Source organism: Neptunomonas sp. XY-337 (assembly GCF_004959845.1).
GTDB classification, from domain to species: Bacteria; Pseudomonadota; Gammaproteobacteria; order Pseudomonadales; family Balneatricaceae; genus Neptunomonas; species Neptunomonas marina.
This window is the reverse complement of record NZ_SPLL01000001.1, coordinates 578,954-596,279: the sequence shown is the minus strand read 5'-3', so window position 1 is coordinate 596,279 and position 17,326 is coordinate 578,954. Positions and strand designations below refer to the sequence as shown.

The following is a 17,326-nucleotide window of genomic DNA, read 5'->3' as shown; positions in this document are numbered from 1 at the left end:
CCTACGGTTTTGATTGTGAAAATAATCAAACCAAAGTTGCAGTTCTGAGTCATACTTCCTACAGCTGTATAAAAAATGCTCAGTGTTAGCGAGGTGGCTTTATGCAATATCTCAAGAAACATTGGCAAGGAAAGCTGAGTCTTCCCGTAGCGTTTTGGGTGAACTTTATTGGCGGTTTGGCGCTTTTAAAGTTAATCGAAGTAGCTATTCTGACAGGGGCACTGGCCAACAGCCCTGTTCTATCTGCACGGGCGCTGCTGGTGCTTTATGTCGTCACAGCGCTTATTCTTGTTTGGCAACTCGTGGGTCTTTGGCGTACGGCAGACTGTACGTTGTTCCTTGGGCGCCGCCGCGGTTGGGCGGTTGCGGCGCGGTTTTGTGTCGCGCTTGCGGCAGGCTTTATGGTGACGCTAGCATCGCAGGCGACCACAACATACAAAGAGCTGTATCGCATCGCTTTTGTGCCCGACCCCTTTGCTGATTACACGGTTCAACTGACCGATAACGGCAAGCTCGTGCACCTTCAAGGTGGTTTGGGGTTTGGCGTAACGGATGCGGTTGAACAAGTGCTTGAACGTCATGAGGATATCGAGGGTATTATTCTAGACAGCCGAGGGGGGCGCATTTACGAGGGGCGCCAACTGGCATCCTTGATCTCCACCGCGGGTTTAGATACGTATTCGTTAACCGGTTGCTACTCGGCCTGTGGCACAGCATTTATCTCTGGAGAGCGGCGTTATCTAGCTGCGGGTGCGAACTTAGCCTTCCACCAATACTACACTGAAACACCTAGCCTACATGACGCTGCACTGTTGCGTAGAGAGCAAGTGCGTGATCTGGTTTATTACCGAGAGCAAGGTGTCTCTGGGGAGTTTATCCAACGTATTTTTGCCGTTAACTCTGATGATCTTTGGTATCCCTCTACTGAGGAGATGATCGATGCTGGGGTTGTGCACGCGGTTGTCAGCCCATCGAGTGTACAAGAGACACAATATCAGCCGTCCACGTTATTTGAAGTGGATGAGATGCTGCAGTCGATGCCTGCTATGCGAGCCATCAACCGCCATGAGCCTGAGCTTTATCTGCAGATGTTGCATATGCTCAACCAGATGTTTATTGCGGGTGCATCGCCTATCGAGATCAAACAGGTGGCTGGCAAGATTATTGCCGAGATGGCCGGCTCACTACTACCAAGAACCAGTGATGTGGCCATTACTCAATTTGTGCAAGAGACTGCTAACCTGTTAGCAACCTTGCACATGATTAACCCGATACTCTGCATGAAGAATATCTTTCCTACCGTGTATGGTGAGCTTGATATCACCCGCCACCTATCAATCCAAGAGATGACGCCGATGATGGTGGCATTTGAGCGTGTGATAGAGGATAGCTACACCACCGAAGCGGGAGCGCTCGATGTGGCGAATGCACAAACGATTGTGACGGATGTGGTGGTATCACTGGGGTTGAGCGCGCATTTCTTACATAACCAGCGTTTGCGCGGTCACGAAGACTATTCGGCAGCGTGCCGCACGTTTATCCGATTCTATGATCGGATTTTAGCGCTACCACAGCGCGAGGCAGGTAATACATTGCGTTACTTATTTAGCTACTAGTTCGTCACAATGGAATGCTAATATATAGGCTTAATGTGTATTAATAGCGCTTAGTGCAGTCAAGGAAGGGTTGGGGTTTGTATGGCGGAATTGAATTACTTCGAAAAATTATTGGCCCCAACCAACCCTGCATTGAATCAATCTGCTGATCGCTTCTTCTATGATACGCAGTTGTTAACGGCTGCTGAGATCGAAAAGCTGGGCAGTGAAAGCAATCCTGAAGGCCATGTTCTGGTGGTCTATCCCCACGGAAGTGAGCACACTATTTTTAGTGGCTCCGCACAAGCGTGCGTCCATGCGCTCAAACTGTTACCTAAAGATCAGCGCCCCACAGCGGTTGTTTTATCTGGCGTTGGTAGCTCAGCACTTGGCAGTGCCGCGTTTGCGCGTGCGGTTGCGAATCAACTGCAAGGACCCGTGATGGCGGTTATTACCGGGTTTGGCGCCGCTGATATGCTGTCTGAAGCGATCGGGGGGTGGTATGTGCATGGGATGAGAAATAGCTACGCCAGCTTCAGAGATTACTTTGATGCCGTTGCTCCGACGCCCGACAAACGGCTCTGCCAACTGACCGACAGTGAGCTTAACAGCGAGGAGTCGCTGCGCTTGGTCTATGGCAGCCCGGATGGCGCGGCGCTGGTTTACCTGCTCTATCATCTGCGCAGTGATATAGCGCTGCTGGTTGGTCACAGCAAGGGCAATTATGTGATTGAGAACGCGTTACAGGCGCTTGTACAGCTGTGCGATAAGCAACTGGCTACACTCGCGAATCTGCACATTGTTACGGTGGGTGCAGCGGTGCATTTTCCTCGGGAGTTTACTCGCGTCAATCAGTACTTAGGCTCGCTCGACTGGTTCGGTATGCTGAATTCACGCCCTGAAGCGTCGCGTGACTGGTTATGGTGGGCGAGCCATTCATTGAATCCACGTATGCCTACCGCATTGCAACTCGATGATGTTTTGCGTCGCGCTGGCGTTATCAACTAACGGCTTAACATCGTTTTGGTCGGGCACTTTGCCTACTAAAAATAGGCATTCAGTTGCTTTTCTTCTGTTTCAAACTGCAGATTCTTGATCTTCGGCTATGCTTTTAGAGCGCGGTTCAGTAGCGCACTATGGATATTAAAGGCAGGAAGCCTTTAGCTCTAAGAGACGAGTCTAGGATGGATGGGCGTCTTTTATAAGCGTATACGGGATGTCGTTAAGCGGTATGGAACCCATTGAGCTTACCTATTCAGAAGAGCTTGCTAAGAAATCTGCGACTGTCTTTTGGTTCAAACAGTTGAACCCTGTGATTGTGGTGCTGGCAGTAGGCCTGGTTACTTTGATCGTCTATCGCTTTATACAGAGCAATTCGGCCGTCATGCTGGTTTATGCGATGGGCGCGGTGATGTTAGGCGCGCTGGCATTGCTCGTCAGTTATATCTTAAATGTGCGCCGCGTGATCAACTACCTGAACTGGACGGCACAGGTTCCGGTAACACTCGAGATGGATGAACGTGGTATTAAGGTCAAATCTGGCAGCGAGCAAGATTCGTTAAAATGGGATCGTATCCCCGATTTATGGCGCCATGATCAAGTATGGCTGCTGCCGCTCTCTAACAAGCGTTTTCTATCGATCCCCACACGAGATCTAGGAAAATCTGGCTGCGATTTTATTTTAAACCGGCTAGCGGAGCACGGCGTACGTACCCACTAGCACGATTTAACACAACACGGTTGTGTGCGGTGCTTTATGGCTCTTGCTTAGTTGCAGCGATCACCAGCTCACGAATACAAACGTGCTGAGGCTGCTGGTAGGCAAACAGCGCAGAGCGTGCGATATCGTCTGGTACAAGCACGCTACCCATACTCTCTTTCCAAGCTTCGTAACCGGCGATGATCTCAGCATCCGTTGTGTGGCTGAGTAACTCGGTTTCAACGGCTCCAGGCGCGATCGTAATCACTCGAACACTGTCCGCTGCAACTTCTTCGCGTAAGTTTTCTCCCATAGCGTGTACGGCAAACTTAGTGCCGCAATATGCCGCGTGATTCGGGAATGTTTTACGTCCCGCAATAGAGCTCACGTTCATGATGGTGCCGCCTTGGCGTTCTCGCATAGCGGGTAAAACGGCGTTGACACCGTTGAGCAAGCCTAAAACATTGACGTCATACATACGGCGCCATTCGGCAGGGTCTTGCTTATCAAGTTGGCCCAGCAGCATACAACCGGCGTTGTTAATAAGGCAGTCAATAGGCCCATATTGCGTTTCGGCCTCAGCCACTGCGCTTTGTAGAGCTTCTAGATCTGTTACGTCTACCGCTTTGCAAAGTGCATTAGGCAGTTGGAGCGCCTCAAGTTGGTCTACGCGGCGCGCCATGAGCAGGAGAGGGTGTCCAGCTTGACTGAACAGGCGAGCAAAGGCTGCGCCAATGCCTGAGCTTGCACCGGTAATAGCGATTAGTGGCTTATTCATCTTTTGTTTCCTCTGATTTCGTGATGTAGCCATTTTAACTATGCTATTATTTTGATAAATCCATATAATTAAAAAATACAGTTAAGTATTTATGAACAGTAAGCAGTTTTCTGGCATATATGCGTTCGTTTCAGTGGTCGAGCATGGGAGTTTTACGCGTGCTGCTGATCTCACTGGCGTATCCAAAGCCAATCTCAGTCAGCACGTATCGCAATTAGAAAAGTCTTTAGGTGTTCAACTGCTCCATAGAACGACACGTCAACTGCGGCCCACAGATGTGGGAGAGGTTTATTATCAGCGTTGCCGTGAAGCGCTGGCGATTTTCAAGGACGCGAATGAGTGGGTGCAACAGGTACAGCGGGTTCATGCAGGTCATATCCAGATGAATAGCGTAGGTGGCTTGATCGGAGAGGCGGTTATTGCGCCGCTATTGATTGAATTTCAAGAGCGCTATCCAGAGATTGATGTATCGTTGGATTTCTCTAGTCAGCGCATCGACCTTCTTACGAGTGACTATGACCTCGTGCTGAGAATGGGGCAGTTAGAAGATTCGACTTTGATCGCCCGCGGTGTTCATCGTATGCATACGCGCTACGTGGCTAGTCCAAGCTATTTGGCTGGCTCGTCACCCATCGAGCAACCTGATGACCTGACTAACCACACACTGATCTTCGGCAGTGTGAGTGAGTGGCAGTTTGTACAACAACGCCAGACCATTACAGTGAAAGCCCAACGTGGTTTTCAAGTGCCCAGTGGTCGCGTGATGTGTGATGCTGCACTATCTGGGCTGGGCGTCACGCGCTTAGCTGATATCTACGTGGCGGCTGCGCTTGAAGATGGGCGCTTGGTCGAGGTACTACCGCAGTGGCATCAGGTAACGCCAATCTCACTGGTGTGTCCACCTGGCCGCTATCAGCTTGCACGGGTGAAGCTGTTGCTTGACTGGCTAGCCCAACAGTTTCCTAATCGTTATCAAGAGGTGGCCATGCACGGAGGCCTGCGAAGTTAATCTAAGCGAGCAAAACCCACAAAAAAGGGGCTAAAGTAGCCCCTTTATGCTTACATGAGCACGGATACCCAATTAGCTTTTCTTACGCTTAGAAGACGCCGCAACACCTAGCAGTGAAGCGCAGAACAAAAATGCTGTTGCTGGTGCAGGAACGCTGGTCGCTCCACTACCAATATTCACTGTTAGCTCGAGCGTACCGTCTTGCCCGCCATAGGTGCTGCCTGTATAGCTGAAGGGTAAACCTGACTCAGAAAGGTCTGCAAGGCTAATCCCTGTAACGAACAACTCGCCACCCCAGCTGACAGTATCACCTGCAGCAAACGCCAGCAGTGTACCGCCTGAAATGCCCACGCCAATATCGTCAGAATCGACACCGTTGTCATCATCGATGTAAACCATGTTGATATCACGCGTATCGGCGCCAACACTCAGGAATGCGTTACCGGTAAGTGTGGTGTTTTCGAAATCGTTAACCTCAGTGTATGAGCCGATATTTGACCATGTATCTTGAGAGCCTAAATTGCCTTCGTTATCGAAAAAACCTGCTCCTCCGGCGATGGCTGAGCCAGAAAATGTCCATTTAGTTGTTCCTACAGCATTACCTTCGGTGATTTCGAGGATAAGGCCAGCATCAGCGACGCTGCTCATAAGAAGTAATGCGGAAAGCGCTAGTGGCTTTTTCATTTTAAAATCTCCTGTATGGTTTTATTTTATTAATAGATAGTTATTGCACCAAAATAACGGGCCATCGATGAGTGATCTGATTTTTAGCCGTCAACCGGCGACGCTTCTGTTTAAGCGGTGCAGATTGACAGAAATCGGGCTCTTTTTTCTATAAAGCAAAGGATAGAAACATCAATAATAGAGTGGACCACTCAACGGTAATCTACAGATTCAGAAAAAATAATCAAACAACTGTTTTAAATAAATGGTTATTTTGAATATTTTATTTTCTATATTATTTAATGCTGAATGAAAGGTTAAAAATATCTACTTTTAACGTATCAGTTAGGTGACGTTTAACTAAGTTTTAAAGTTTTTTATAAAAGGATTTTCTCTTAAATATTCTTTAAAAGTTAATATATCGCTCCGTTGCGCTCGAGCCATGTGCTGCCCTGCAGGCGATCTATTGTAACTCTGCACAGACAAAAACTGATGCTTGTTGGCGAGGTAATCTACAGCTGTGTTTGTTTTGCCCTGTTGTCACTGAAAAAGCGGCGCTTTCTACCTCGTCGCTATCTAGGAAAAAGCGCGTGATACTTTTTTTACAAATGCGTGACCTCTAATTGAACACTCCTCCTTAATCTAACTCCTGTACGCGCTGCTCTAGCAAGGATTGGCGCTGTTTCTATCTATCCGGCACTTGTATCTGGACTGAGTATCAATAGCTGCTAACTTAAACAGGTAAGCTGCAGTAAAAAGGTAAAGATGATGCACGAAAGAATACTCATTGTTGAAGATCAAGAAGATATCAATGCACTCATCGCTATGAACTTAGAGGCGATCAATTATACCGTTACCCGCGAAATGAACGGTCAAGACGGGCTCGCACGTGCACTTGATGAGAATTTCGATCTGATCGTGCTGGATCTTATGTTGCCGGGGATGGACGGTTTACAGGTTTGCCAGACCTTGCGTGCGAAAGAGGTCTATACCCCTATCTTGATGTTAACGGCCAAGAAAAGTGAGGCAGACCGCGTGGTCGGGCTAGAGGTCGGGGCGGATGATTACCTCACCAAGCCTTTTAGTGTGTTGGAGTTGCAAGCTCGTGTAAAAGCACTGTTGCGCCGTATGACATTGAACAAACAACAGCAAACGATGGATGATGGTGATCTGCTGGTATTTGGTCAGTTGCGGATCAATAAGCTAAAACGCCTTGTCTCTATCGCGGGAGAAGCGCTCAGCTTAACGGCTAAAGAGTTCGATCTGCTGTTATATCTAGCGAGCTACCCGGGGCAGGTGTTCAGCCGCGAGCAACTGCTGAATGCGGTGTGGGGTTATCAGCACAGCGGTTACGAGCATACGGTGAATTCTCATATTAACCGTTTGCGTGGCAAGTTAGAGGTTGACCCTTCGAGCCCGCAGTATGTTATGACGGTTTGGGGTGTGGGGTATAAGTTTAATGAGCAATAAGGCGTTTGGCAGTTTTCAGGGGCGTTTGTCGCTAACCCTGTTTATTAGCTTTTTGACGGTAGGCTTGCTGGCGCTCGTGACACTGTTTTGCTCTATTCAGGTATTTCAGCAACAAGCCATGCAAGAGATGCACAAAGGGCTAGCGCAGCATGTGGTGAAGGATTATCTCGCGCAAGAGGGCGATACGATTGACCTTGCTGCGGCCAAGCAGACCTTTCATCAGTTGATGTTTTTGGGACAAAACTTTGAGTTTTACGTCCTTGATACCAACGGTAAGGTGCTCGCATTTTCCGCCGAAGACCCAAACGCATTAAAACGAGCGCAGGTAGACTTGGTTCCATTACGTAACTATTTGGCCCAATCGCGAGTGCAGCGCCCTGTTTATGGTGACGATCCGCGCTCAGAGTCTGCCACTAAAGTGTTCAGTGTGGCGCCGATCAAGCAGGACGAACAGCTCAAAGGATATCTTTATGTCATCCTCGGTAGTCAGGTCTATGACGCCGTTGCTGCACGGGTTTGGAACAATAAAGTGTTTCAGTGGGGCTTGATTATTTTGCTTGCCGGGCTGGCCTTTGCATTGTTTGCAACGCTGTTCGTTACAGGTGTTATTACGAAGCCGCTGCGCAGACTGACGCGTCAAGTGGATGCGATTCAACAAAAAGGTCTGAGCAAAGACCCGCGTGCCAATCTGGAAGCGATGCAGAAGTTAGAGTGCTGGTGCCCAGAAAGCGAACATGAGCTTGATAAATTGGGTGTGGCGTTTCGCCAGTTGGTGGACAAGCTCAACGAGCAATATCAGCAGGTTGTGACGATTGATGACCTGCGTAAAGAGCTGCTATCTCACGTTTCCCATGACCTAAGAACGCCGCTGGCATCCTTAATGGGGTATCTCGAAACATGGGAGCTGCAGCAGGGCAAAATGACGGATGACGAGAGCCGCCAATATATAACGACGGCGAAGAAAAGCGCTTACCGCATCTCTACGCTGATTGAACAGCTTTTTGAACTCGCGCATCTTGATAGCGGCAATGTTCAGGTACAAAAAGAGCAGTTTCCTATTGCTGAACTGGTGCAAGATGTTCTGCAAAAGTTCCAGATTCAAGCGGGCAAGCGGGGTGTGTCACTCGATGTGATGCCAAAAAACAGCGCGATCTGTGTTTGGGGTGATATTGAAAAGCTCGACCGTGTATTTACCAATTTAGTTGAAAATGCGCTGCGTCATACGCCTGATAAAGGTGCTATTACCGTCCATCTTTTTGAGCGTTCCAGCATGGTTTCGATTGAGGTAACGGATACGGGTATCGGCATACCGAGCCAAGATATTCCTCATATTTTTGATCCCCATTTCAAGGCGCAGAATAGTGTGCGTGAGAACACCGCGCATGGCGGTTTGGGGCTCGCTATTACGAAGAAGATTCTCGATCTGCATCAAACCACTATTGCAGTGAGAAGTAGCTTGAACGAAGGCACCACGTTTTCGTTCACGCTGCATAAAAGCGCTTAGCAGTTAACACAAGCTACGAGTTGTGTGAGCTAGCCGAGCATCTAACTAACGTTGTATATAGCATAACGGCTGTGTGTCAAAAACAATAAGTATGGCACCAGACAAGCGAGGACTTAGCCATGAATAACTATCTAAAACCGGCACTAAATGGGGCAGCAATTGCATTAGCAGCGGCAGGCTTGGCAGCATGTGGCGCGACTCAACAAACCGCTTCTCAAGCGTCTGCTGCAGCAGATCAAGTAGAGATGGTGCATTGTTACGGTGTGAACAAGTGTAAAGGCCACAACGACTGTGGTGGTAAAGATAACGCATGTGCGGGCCACGGCTCTTGCAAAGGCTCCGGCTTTGTAGGTATGCCTGCAAAAGCGTGTGCTGACGTAGGTGGTTCGGTAAAAGATGACTGGCGCGGTGCGATCGGCAAAGCTGACCTAACCCAGTGCTATGGTGTTAACATCTGTAAAGGTCATAACGACTGTAAAACAGCAGACAACGCTTGCGCGGGCCATGCGTCTTGCAAAGGCACAGGCTTTGTTCTGACAACACCGCAGTCTTGCGACCACATTGGCGGTAACAACGACGTCTAAGCGCGGCTGAATACGCGGGAGTGCCATGCTCCCGCATTGTCACGGAGCACACGATGAAACGAGAATTTTTAGGGTTTGGACTAGGGCTGCGTACTGATCATTTCCACGATGTATTAGCTGAGCGGCCACCAGTCGATTGGTTTGAAGTGATTTCAGAAAACTTCATGATTGAAGGCGGAAAACCAAAATACTACCTACATGAAATACGTCAGCACTATCCGATGGTCATGCATGGTGTCTCGCTCTCAATCGGTTCCACCGACCCGCTAAACCGTGACTATCTCACCCGCCTTAAGCGCTTAATTCAAGAGCTTGAGCCGGCTTGGGTATCGGATCACCTTTGTTGGACGGGCGTGAACAAAGTGAATAGCCACGACCTGTTGCCCGTTCCTTACACTGAAGAAGCCCTTAACCATATTGTTTCGCGGCTGGATCAGGTTCAAGAGTTCTTAGGCCATCCCATTCTGATGGAAAACCCATCCAGTTACGTTGAGTTTACCGACTCCAGTATTCCTGAATGGGAATTCATGGCCGAGATGGTTCGCCGCTCTGGCTGTAAAGTGCTCTTGGATGTCAACAACGTCTATGTGAGTGCACGGAACCACAACTACGACCCACATGCTTATATCGGCGCCTTTGACCCAGAGAGCATCTGGCAGATCCATTTGGCAGGACACACTGACTACGGCACCTATGTGATAGATACCCATGATCATCCAGTGTGTGACGCCGTATGGGAACTGTACCAAACAACCATCGCGAAACTGGGGCCGGTAAGTACTATGATCGAGCGTGATGATCATATTCCCCCTTTGCCTGAACTGTTAGTCGAGTTAGATCAAGCGCGCCAACTTGCCAGTGCAGTGCTACCTGAACTGCGTGAAGGGATACCTGCATGAGCGACCTTAAGCACCTGCAAGAGCAGATGATGGCCTTTATTATGGGGCAGCCTTCGTCTACCGATGGCCTACTTAAAGAGGGGCAGGGTGCGGATACCCAAACACGGCTTGGAATCTACCGAAATAATTACCTGTGTGCGCTACGTGATGTGCTTGATACCGACTTCGATATTCTGGGGCGTTACATGGGGGATGAGCTGTTTGACCCAATGATCGAGGGGTATATCGAAACGTGCCCATCTCAGTACACATCGCTACGCGATTTCGGTAATCAACTACCGCAGTTTTTAACCGAGACCGAACCGTTTCAAAACTACCCGCAGCTTGCGCATTTGGCTCGTTTCGAGCGTGCCCTGATGGACTCGTTTGATGCAGCAGACCGACCGCGCTTAGCGCGTAGCGATCTGATGGCCATACCACAGGAGCAATGGCCTAACATGACGCTGCGTTTTCATCCAAGTCTGCAGCGCTTTCAAGCGCCCTACAATGTTGTAGAGATTTGGCAGGCGATCAAAGCTGAGCAACACCCACCTGATCTGACCACTCAAGCTGCCATGTGGGTTCTATGGCGAAACGCCGAGCGCTTGACTGAGTTCCGCTCCGCAAGTGATTTCGAGCAACTTATGTTGAATGGCTTCCTAAGTGGCAACAACCTCGCTGGCGTTGCAGAGCAGCTAGCTGCGAGCTTTGCTCCAGACCTGATAGCTGCGCACCTGGTTGAACAACTGTTTACTTGGCTTGATGCGGGCTGGGTTATTGCATTACCCACCGATGCAGGCACTGAGTTAACTGCCGTTTAAACGATAGATCGGTTACCATGCTCCCTTTTTCGGGGATTGCTCATGCTTGCTCAGTATCAAGCACTTGTTGATGCAGGGGAGATCGCTGTTGATACAGCTCAACAAGAGGCTGTGGTAGCGCTGGATCTTCTCTCAGCAGAGCTGTCCGCTGATATTAAGCGCTTTACGCTGCGCCGAAAGCCGATCAAAGGGCTTTACCTTTGGGGAGATGTTGGTCGCGGAAAAACCTTCCTCATGGATCTGTTTTACGACAGTCTGCCGCCGGATAAAAAAGTGCGCATGCACTTTCACCACTTTATGGCGTGGGTGCATCGCTCCCTTGAAGAGGTAGCCGGTCAGCCGGAGCCACTCACCGTTATCGCTAAGCGCTTTGCAAAAGGGCATAGAGTCATCTGCTTTGATGAGTTTTTTGTCTCTGATATCGCCGATGCGATGCTACTGGGGCGCCTTTTTGACGCGCTGTTTGCTTGCGGCGTAACACTCGTAGCCACCTCTAATATTCCGATCGAGCGGCTCTACTGGGATGGTTTACAGCGCTCCCGTTTCTTGCCTGCGATTGCATTGCTTGAAGCTCACCTGCAGATGCTACATCTCAGTGGAGCCCATGATCATCGGCTGCGCCATTTGACTCCGCAAAAGACCTATTACTTACCCCACGAACAGGATTTTGCTGTGCTGTTTTCACATGTTGCAGATGAGGTGTCTCGGCCTAGTAGCATCCGTATATTGGGGCGTGATATCGATGTTAATGGCGTGAGTAACAAGGCTGTTTGGGCTGATTTTAGCGCGCTGTGTGAAGGTCCGCGATCTGCGCTGGACTATATCGAGATAGCCAAACGTTGGTCAGTGGTCTTGGTGACTGGCATTCCAATACTAGGGGGAGAGCTGCGCAGCGGTATCAAAGCGCGCGGGACTGAGGATGGCAGCTTTTCGGTTACCGAAACCGGTGAGCGGGTTGTGCAGCACGCGAGGATGGATGACCCAGCTCGGCGTTTCATCAGTTTAGTAGATGAGTTCTACGATCAAAATGTAGCGCTTTATCTCCAAGCGGATGTGCCGCTGGCTGAGCTGTATTGCGGTGGTGCGCTGACGTTTGAGTTTCGCCGCACCCACAGCCGCCTGACCGAGATGCAATCGCATGAATATTTGCAGCGCGCCACGGAGGAAACGGCGTAGGCAAAAAAGTACTGACTCGAACTGGACATATTTTCGTCATCTGCTACCGCTATGCTGCTGCGCTTGTAGAGTTGTTCACAATTTGAGCACTGTCATTCGCAGATGAAGAACGTAAGGAGTAACAGATGAAACTGCCGAGTTTGTTGGCGTCTTTGGGGTTGGTAGGATGCCTGGCTGCGATGCCTGCATCAGCCGCGATTATCGATTATACAGGGTATCAGTACGATGATTCTAGCAACGTTGTTGCAGGCGATACCCTTGAATGGTTACGCTGGGATGCGACGCTTGATCTGTCGATCAACGAGGCGCTAGGTATCTTTGCAGCCGACGGTTGGCGCCTAGCATTGCATGATGAGGTTGCGGGGCTTTATCAGGACTTTGGTTTTGGCATCGCGTTAGATGCAAACGAAAACACCGAGCAGGAGGTAACACTGGCCTCCAACCCGACAGCGGAAGACGATGCTGCAAACGCATTTATCGAGCTGATGGGTCAAACGATCTTTAACGGTGGGTTCCCATTTAGCCCGCTAGACCCTTTCAGTGGTTCAATGGCACTCTATGGAAACGATACAGATAGTGACGGTTTCTATGCTTTTACTGGCGTAAACGATGATTTTGCCGACCTGTTCACGGGTTATAACGCGGGTACTGTCTTTAAATCTTCCGACAATTACGCGTTCACAGCAGACGTTGGCGTTAATACCTTAGGTGTTGCGCTGGTCCGTGACGCATCTGCGAGTGTGCCGTTAAGTGGCACTGCGTTGCTGTTCGGTGCGGGTGTGCTGGGTGCCGCAGCGGCACGTCGACGCTAGTCAGCGACCGGGCACTGTGAGAGTGCTGAGGTACGCCACGAAAGTACTGGTAGCCTCAGCGATCAATACGCGCGGCGCTATTGCGAAGTAGCGCCAGATAGCCGCCGATTCTCGCGTGTCCGCTGACCATAAAAATACCTAGCAACACTAAGATCGCACCATAGAGAAATCCCTCCTCAAACGGCTCATCAAGCAGCCAAACACTTAATAACACGCCAAAAAGGGGTGTCATAAAAGTGAACACGCCCAGTTGTGATGCTGAGTATTGGCGTAGCAGCCAGAACCAGAGCAGCAGGCTGCCAAATGTCACCACAACCCCTTGGAACGCCAAGTTGCTGACCACCGCGGTTGTGAGTGTGTAGTGGGTTTGCCCCAACGCGATGGCAGCGAAGGAGACGATAATAAAACACACAACGAGCTGATAGAGCAGCGTTTGTGTTGCGGGTGCTTTGGCAAGGCTTGAGCTACGAATAAGCACCGTAGTGAGTGCCCAAAAAAGGGCAGCGGTTAGCGCGAGCAGGTCGCCCCAGAGCATATTGGGTGCACTGGGTGTGGAGCTGTGGACATCCCGCCAAAGGAAGGCGATGCTGATACCCGTAAAGGCGACGAGAATGCCGAGCCACTGGATAGGTGTTAGTCGCTCTGATTTGATTTTGACGTGCAGTATCAGCGCCACAAAGATCGGGGCGGTGTAAAGAAACACAATCATGTGAGATGCCGTGGTGTGGCGTAGCCCTTCGCCAACCAGAAAAAATTCCAGAGCGAACAACACGCCAGCCATTAGGCCTGGCTTCCAAGTGTGATCGCTGAAAAGCTTTTCCTGGCGATACATCATCACGGCAGCGAGCAGCGCTGCTGCGATCCCTGACCTGATTGCGATCTGTAAAACCGGCGACATATCCGCAGATACCGCTTTTAAGAGAACTTGCTGTAACCCCCAAGTAAAACTGGTAAGCGTCACCAAGCCGATTGCGAGGCTGTCCATCTCTTTGCGTGTATCCATAGTAAGACTCTTTACTTGAGGGGGATTTTTGTAAAGCCTATAGTGTCGTTACTGTTGTATATAGTGAGAATCAGACAGTCCATAGTTAGGATCAGACAGGTCATGCCGGTAGATCGTTTTTTACATACTCCGCTACAACTTGATAGTTTGCCAGAGCCTATTTTTCATCAGGTTCGCCATATGCCCGCGAATACCGTTTACCTACCCCATCAACACCTGTGGGGGGAGTTCGTGTTTTCCTTCAGTGGCGTTTTAGAGATGAAAGCCGAGGGCTTGGAGTTTCGAGTGCCGCCGAACTTTGGATTATGGCATCCACCGGGTTGTGAGCATCATGGTGGAAATACCCATGCGTCGCTGCACTGCTCGCTATATATCGACGCAGCTCTTGCCCGTGAGCGCGGTATGCCCGCTAGGACATGCGCATTGCTGATCAATCCGATGTTGCAGGCGATTTTGAACCACTTACGGCACCATCCGCCCCAAAGTCCCTATACTGTGCAAGAGAGCAAACTTCTCGATGTTTTGTTAGATCAGCTCGTGGCAAGCCCTGCAACGGGTAGCTATCTGCCAAACTCTAGTGATGGCACGTTGGTTAAGGTGCTGAACTATCTAAAAGATGATCCCGCCAATAGCCAATCTTTAAGTGCGATTGCTGAGTATTTCGGTACCACGGAGAGAACGCTGGCGCGCAAAGCCCGCAGAGATTTAGGCATGCCACTGAGCGAGTGGCGGCAAAGGCTGAAAGTGATGCGCTCGATTGTATTGCTGCAAGAGGGGATGAGCGTCGAGAGTGTGGCGCTGGACCTTGGCTACAGTACCGCATCTGCATTTATCGCGATGTTCCGCCGGCTTTTAAACACTACGCCGGATGAATATCGCAAACAACAGAGCACGCTCTGAGTGTTACCGTATCGATAGGTCTGTTGTTTTGCGGTATTTAGCGCGTAATGGCGGGGGCCGGTTCGCTGAACAGATACCCTTGTGAGAGCTCAATACCTAAGCTTTCGACCACGGCCTGAATGTCGGCGTCGCTAACATATTCCGCAACGGTGACAATGCCAGTATTCTTGGCAAAAAACACCATAGCACGCACGATCTCAAGTGCTGTTCTGTCTTTGGTAATGTTACGAATATACTTGGCATCGATCTTAAGCTGCTCCACCTGCAGCTCCAAAATACGCTCAAAATTGGAGTATTCTGTGCCGAAATCGTCGATAGCGAGGTGGTAGCCGCGGGCCTTTAGCGCCCCCAACTGCTTGATATGGTTTTTCTTGCCATCTGCACTCACGCTTTCAAGGATCTCAAGGGTAATACGTTCGGGGGAAACGCCGTAAGCTTCAGACTTTTCGGCAAGATAGTCGGCTAAGTAGTGCTCGTTTAAATCGGCTTCCGTAATATTCAGCGATAGTGTTACCGGCATATCTGCAATATGCGCAAAGCTCTTATCGATCATAATACGGGTGATGGTGGGGAGTAGCCCAGCGATATGCGCTGCCGGCAGAAAGTGGAACGGGCTGTGTATTTGCTCATCATCAACGAGACGCACGAGTGCTTCGTAGTGGTTGATCGTACCAAGCTTATTATCTTGGATGCCTTGAAAATAGGGCACGATGCGGTCTTCAGCAATGGCTGCGTGTAGCTTTTGGCCCCATTCTATATGGTTCATTCGCTGCGACTGGTCTGGTGCGTCCTGATCGCTGTCATAGAGATGGTAGCTGTGTTTACCACGGCGTTTTGCTTTACGCAGCGCTTGCAACGACTTGCTCAGTAGATCATTGGTGTTGGCAGCGCCGCCGTAGGTAAAGGTAACATTGAAATTCAGGGTATCAACATCGATCGTAGTACTCGCAAAATAGTCACGAATCGATATGATCTGGCCTTCTAAGTCAGCGTGTTTAGGAAGCAGTAACGCGAATTCGTCGGCGTTGATTCGATAAAGCCGGTCCGCGCTCGCAAACTGATGTAGATGCGCAGCAATTGCGATCAGCAGGCGATCACCAAAGTCGATACCGTACGCCGTGTTGACGATACTGAAGCCGTTTAGGTTTAACAGGAGTAAGCTTGCATCTGGCTCTGCCACCTCCAACGCGAGCATCAGCTTGCCCTTATTACCTAGCCCTGTTAACTGATCATACTCTAGTGCTTGGACTAGCTCTTCACGGCTTCTTTTTATCTCCGAGAGGTCGGTGAAAACCGCGACATAGCTTGGCTGATCATCGTCGTACTGCTCTGTTTGGCTAATACTGAGCCACTGAACTAACTCTTGGGACTCACTGTTGCGAATCTTGACCTCGCCGTGCCAGCGCTCCGTCGCTTCCAGTTGCGACCAGATGCGCTCGATAAAGTAGGTGGAATAACACGGGGCAAGTACATCGCTTAGGGGCTTTCCGATGATCTCCTGAGGAGAGTAACCGCATAACGGCTCTACTGCTTGGCTCGCCTCAATAACTTTGCGCTCGGCATCAATAATGAGAAACAGTTCTTGGGCTTGTTTTAAGGCGTTACCCATAATACGCAGCTGATGATTGCGCTTTTTGAGCAGGAGCTCTTTGGTTTGCCGCTCCAAAACAATGGAGGCGATCGACGCACAAACAACGAGCAGGCGGCGATGAAACTCCGACGGTGCGCGATGCTCAAAAGAGGAGAGTGCGAAAGATCCAATAGCGTCACCCGATTTATTACGTATCGGCATTGACCAGCAGGCACAAATATTGAAATCCACCGCCACTTTTCTAAGGTCTGACCAACGCTTATCAGTGTATGTGTCGGTTACGAAAGTTGGCTGGTTGCTATGAACGGCATTACCACAGGAGCCACCGAAAGGTCCGGGTTTCAAGTTTGCTAATGATGCTTTTGCCGAGTCGGGGATACTGGGTCCACATAGGACATTGAGCAGCCTGCTTTGCTCAGATAACAGCATCACTGAGGCCACTGAGTTGGGCAGTAATTTCTCAGCTGCAAAGCAAAGGTCATTAATAATCCCGATGTGGTCTGCATCATCTAATACGCGCGGAAATAGCGCATGTTGGAGTTGCAGAATATGGTCAAGCTCCTCGACGGAGAGAATCGCTTCATTGCGTTCGTCTGAAATCTGGATCACTTATTACGGCCTTACTCTTAACATCATTAGTAGGTTATGACGCAGTCTTGCGACGTGCTGCAATCTTCTCTTTTCCAGTACGTTTATAGTGTAGCCAGATTTGCACAAAAATGACGGTAATTAGATAGTTATGCGCAAATTTTTGCATGTCGGAGTGACGCACCACAGACTCCAGTGTATTTCGGCCATTTCCTTCGCTTGTTTATTATCTTGTATGTACTGGTACTAAAGTCA

General features: G+C 49.8%; 16 protein-coding genes. 12 read left to right on the top strand and 4 right to left on the bottom strand.

Going from position 1 to position 17,326, the window contains the following annotated elements; translation table 11 throughout:
* Nucleotides 1-101 precede the first annotated feature (101 nt).
* The 3 genes from E4L36_RS03025 (at nt 102) to E4L36_RS03015 (ending at nt 3,315) form a co-directional block, all read left to right on the top strand.
* Nucleotides 102-1,616 carry a hypothetical protein gene (locus E4L36_RS03025; protein ID WP_136679151.1) on the top strand — a complete coding sequence of 505 codons (1,515 nt, stop codon included), beginning with the start codon at nt 102-104 and terminating at the stop codon, nt 1,614-1,616.
* Nucleotides 1,617-1,697: 81 nt separating this feature from the next.
* The gene (locus tag E4L36_RS03020) at nt 1,698-2,603 is read left to right on the top strand and encodes a hypothetical protein (protein WP_136679149.1); all 906 of its coding nucleotides are present in this window, start codon (nt 1,698-1,700) and stop codon (nt 2,601-2,603) included.
* A 208-nt stretch (nt 2,604-2,811) separates the two neighbouring features.
* Nucleotides 2,812-3,315: a YcxB family protein gene (locus E4L36_RS03015; protein ID WP_136679147.1), complete on the top strand. Its 504-nt coding sequence runs from the start codon at nt 2,812-2,814 to the stop codon at nt 3,313-3,315.
* Nucleotides 3,316-3,349: 34 nt separating this feature from the next.
* Here the strand turns inward: E4L36_RS03015 and E4L36_RS03010 are convergent, their stop codons facing one another.
* Entirely contained in the window at nt 3,350-4,072 is a 723-nt protein-coding gene (locus tag E4L36_RS03010; protein ID WP_136679145.1) for an SDR family oxidoreductase, read from the bottom strand.
* 91 nt (nt 4,073-4,163) lie between these two features.
* Between E4L36_RS03010 and E4L36_RS03005 the strand changes: the two genes are divergently transcribed.
* Nucleotides 4,164-5,081: a LysR family transcriptional regulator gene (locus tag E4L36_RS03005; protein ID WP_136679144.1), complete on the top strand. Its 918-nt coding sequence runs from the start codon at nt 4,164-4,166 to the stop codon at nt 5,079-5,081.
* A 72-nt stretch (nt 5,082-5,153) separates the two neighbouring features.
* On the opposite strand, the gene E4L36_RS03000 is transcribed toward E4L36_RS03005, so the two are convergent.
* Nucleotides 5,154-5,765 (bottom strand): PEP-CTERM sorting domain-containing protein, encoded by a 612-nt coding sequence (locus tag E4L36_RS03000; protein WP_136679142.1) that lies wholly within the window; start codon nt 5,763-5,765, stop codon nt 5,154-5,156.
* Between the two features lie 747 nt (nt 5,766-6,512).
* On the opposite strand from E4L36_RS03000, the gene E4L36_RS02995 reads away from it, so the two are divergent.
* From E4L36_RS02995 to E4L36_RS02965, 7 genes are all read left to right on the top strand, one after another.
* The gene (locus E4L36_RS02995; protein ID WP_136679272.1) at nt 6,513-7,214 is read left to right on the top strand and encodes a response regulator transcription factor; all 702 of its coding nucleotides are present in this window, start codon (nt 6,513-6,515) and stop codon (nt 7,212-7,214) included.
* Nucleotides 7,204-8,718 carry a HAMP domain-containing sensor histidine kinase gene (locus E4L36_RS02990; RefSeq protein WP_136679140.1) on the top strand — a complete coding sequence of 505 codons (1,515 nt, stop codon included), beginning with the start codon at nt 7,204-7,206 and terminating at the stop codon, nt 8,716-8,718. The genes E4L36_RS02995 and E4L36_RS02990 overlap by 11 nt, the downstream gene beginning before the upstream one ends.
* A 119-nt stretch (nt 8,719-8,837) precedes the next feature.
* On the top strand, nt 8,838-9,302 hold the full coding sequence (locus E4L36_RS17965) for a hypothetical protein (protein ID WP_136679138.1): 465 nt from the start codon (nt 8,838-8,840) through the stop codon (nt 9,300-9,302).
* Between the two features lie 53 nt (nt 9,303-9,355).
* On the top strand, nt 9,356-10,201 hold the full coding sequence (locus E4L36_RS02980) for a DUF692 domain-containing protein (RefSeq protein ID WP_136679136.1): 846 nt from the start codon (nt 9,356-9,358) through the stop codon (nt 10,199-10,201).
* Nucleotides 10,198-11,001 (top strand): DNA-binding domain-containing protein, encoded by an 804-nt coding sequence (locus E4L36_RS02975; RefSeq protein ID WP_136679133.1) that lies wholly within the window; start codon nt 10,198-10,200, stop codon nt 10,999-11,001. Before E4L36_RS02980 ends, E4L36_RS02975 begins: the two co-directional genes overlap by 4 nt.
* Before the next feature lie 42 nt (nt 11,002-11,043).
* Nucleotides 11,044-12,177, top strand: coding sequence for a cell division protein ZapE (gene zapE, locus E4L36_RS02970; RefSeq protein WP_136679131.1), 1,134 nt, complete (start codon nt 11,044-11,046; stop codon nt 12,175-12,177).
* Nucleotides 12,178-12,302: 125 nt separating this feature from the next.
* Nucleotides 12,303-12,989: a hypothetical protein gene (locus E4L36_RS02965; protein WP_136679129.1), complete on the top strand. Its 687-nt coding sequence runs from the start codon at nt 12,303-12,305 to the stop codon at nt 12,987-12,989.
* 55 nt (nt 12,990-13,044) lie between these two features.
* On the opposite strand, the gene E4L36_RS02960 is transcribed toward E4L36_RS02965, so the two are convergent.
* Nucleotides 13,045-13,992: a DMT family transporter gene (locus E4L36_RS02960; RefSeq protein WP_136679127.1), complete on the bottom strand. Its 948-nt coding sequence runs from the start codon at nt 13,990-13,992 to the stop codon at nt 13,045-13,047.
* Nucleotides 13,993-14,094: 102 nt separating this feature from the next.
* On the opposite strand from E4L36_RS02960, the gene E4L36_RS02955 reads away from it, so the two are divergent.
* Entirely contained in the window at nt 14,095-14,892 is a 798-nt protein-coding gene (locus E4L36_RS02955; protein ID WP_136679125.1) for a helix-turn-helix transcriptional regulator, read from the top strand.
* Nucleotides 14,893-14,929: 37 nt separating this feature from the next.
* Here the strand turns inward: E4L36_RS02955 and E4L36_RS02950 are convergent, their stop codons facing one another.
* Nucleotides 14,930-17,092, bottom strand: a complete 2,163-nt coding sequence (locus tag E4L36_RS02950) for an EAL domain-containing protein (protein WP_136679123.1) — start codon at nt 17,090-17,092, stop codon at nt 14,930-14,932.
* Nucleotides 17,093-17,326 lie beyond the last annotated feature (234 nt).

What these genes read in the sequence shown, in the direction of transcription:
- E4L36_RS03025 (WP_136679151.1), top strand. Translation starts at nt 102, where the DNA reads ATGCAATATCTCAAGAAACATTGGCAAGGAAAGCTGAGTCTTCCCGTA.
- E4L36_RS03020 (WP_136679149.1), top strand. Translation starts at nt 1,698, where the DNA reads ATGGCGGAATTGAATTACTTCGAAAAATTATTGGCCCCAACCAACCCT.
- E4L36_RS03015 (WP_136679147.1), top strand. Translation starts at nt 2,812, where the DNA reads ATGTCGTTAAGCGGTATGGAACCCATTGAGCTTACCTATTCAGAAGAG.
- E4L36_RS03010 (WP_136679145.1), bottom strand. Translation starts at nt 4,072, where the DNA reads ATGAATAAGCCACTAATCGCTATTACCGGTGCAAGCTCAGGCATTGGC.
- E4L36_RS03005 (WP_136679144.1), top strand. Translation starts at nt 4,164, where the DNA reads ATGAACAGTAAGCAGTTTTCTGGCATATATGCGTTCGTTTCAGTGGTC.
- E4L36_RS03000 (WP_136679142.1), bottom strand. Translation starts at nt 5,765, where the DNA reads ATGAAAAAGCCACTAGCGCTTTCCGCATTACTTCTTATGAGCAGCGTC.
- E4L36_RS02995 (WP_136679272.1), top strand. Translation starts at nt 6,513, where the DNA reads ATGCACGAAAGAATACTCATTGTTGAAGATCAAGAAGATATCAATGCA.
- E4L36_RS02990 (WP_136679140.1), top strand. Translation starts at nt 7,204, where the DNA reads ATGAGCAATAAGGCGTTTGGCAGTTTTCAGGGGCGTTTGTCGCTAACC.
- E4L36_RS17965 (WP_136679138.1), top strand. Translation starts at nt 8,838, where the DNA reads ATGAATAACTATCTAAAACCGGCACTAAATGGGGCAGCAATTGCATTA.
- E4L36_RS02980 (WP_136679136.1), top strand. Translation starts at nt 9,356, where the DNA reads ATGAAACGAGAATTTTTAGGGTTTGGACTAGGGCTGCGTACTGATCAT.
- E4L36_RS02975 (WP_136679133.1), top strand. Translation starts at nt 10,198, where the DNA reads ATGAGCGACCTTAAGCACCTGCAAGAGCAGATGATGGCCTTTATTATG.
- zapE (WP_136679131.1), top strand. Translation starts at nt 11,044, where the DNA reads ATGCTTGCTCAGTATCAAGCACTTGTTGATGCAGGGGAGATCGCTGTT.
- E4L36_RS02965 (WP_136679129.1), top strand. Translation starts at nt 12,303, where the DNA reads ATGAAACTGCCGAGTTTGTTGGCGTCTTTGGGGTTGGTAGGATGCCTG.
- E4L36_RS02960 (WP_136679127.1), bottom strand. Translation starts at nt 13,992, where the DNA reads ATGGATACACGCAAAGAGATGGACAGCCTCGCAATCGGCTTGGTGACG.
- E4L36_RS02955 (WP_136679125.1), top strand. Translation starts at nt 14,095, where the DNA reads ATGCCGGTAGATCGTTTTTTACATACTCCGCTACAACTTGATAGTTTG.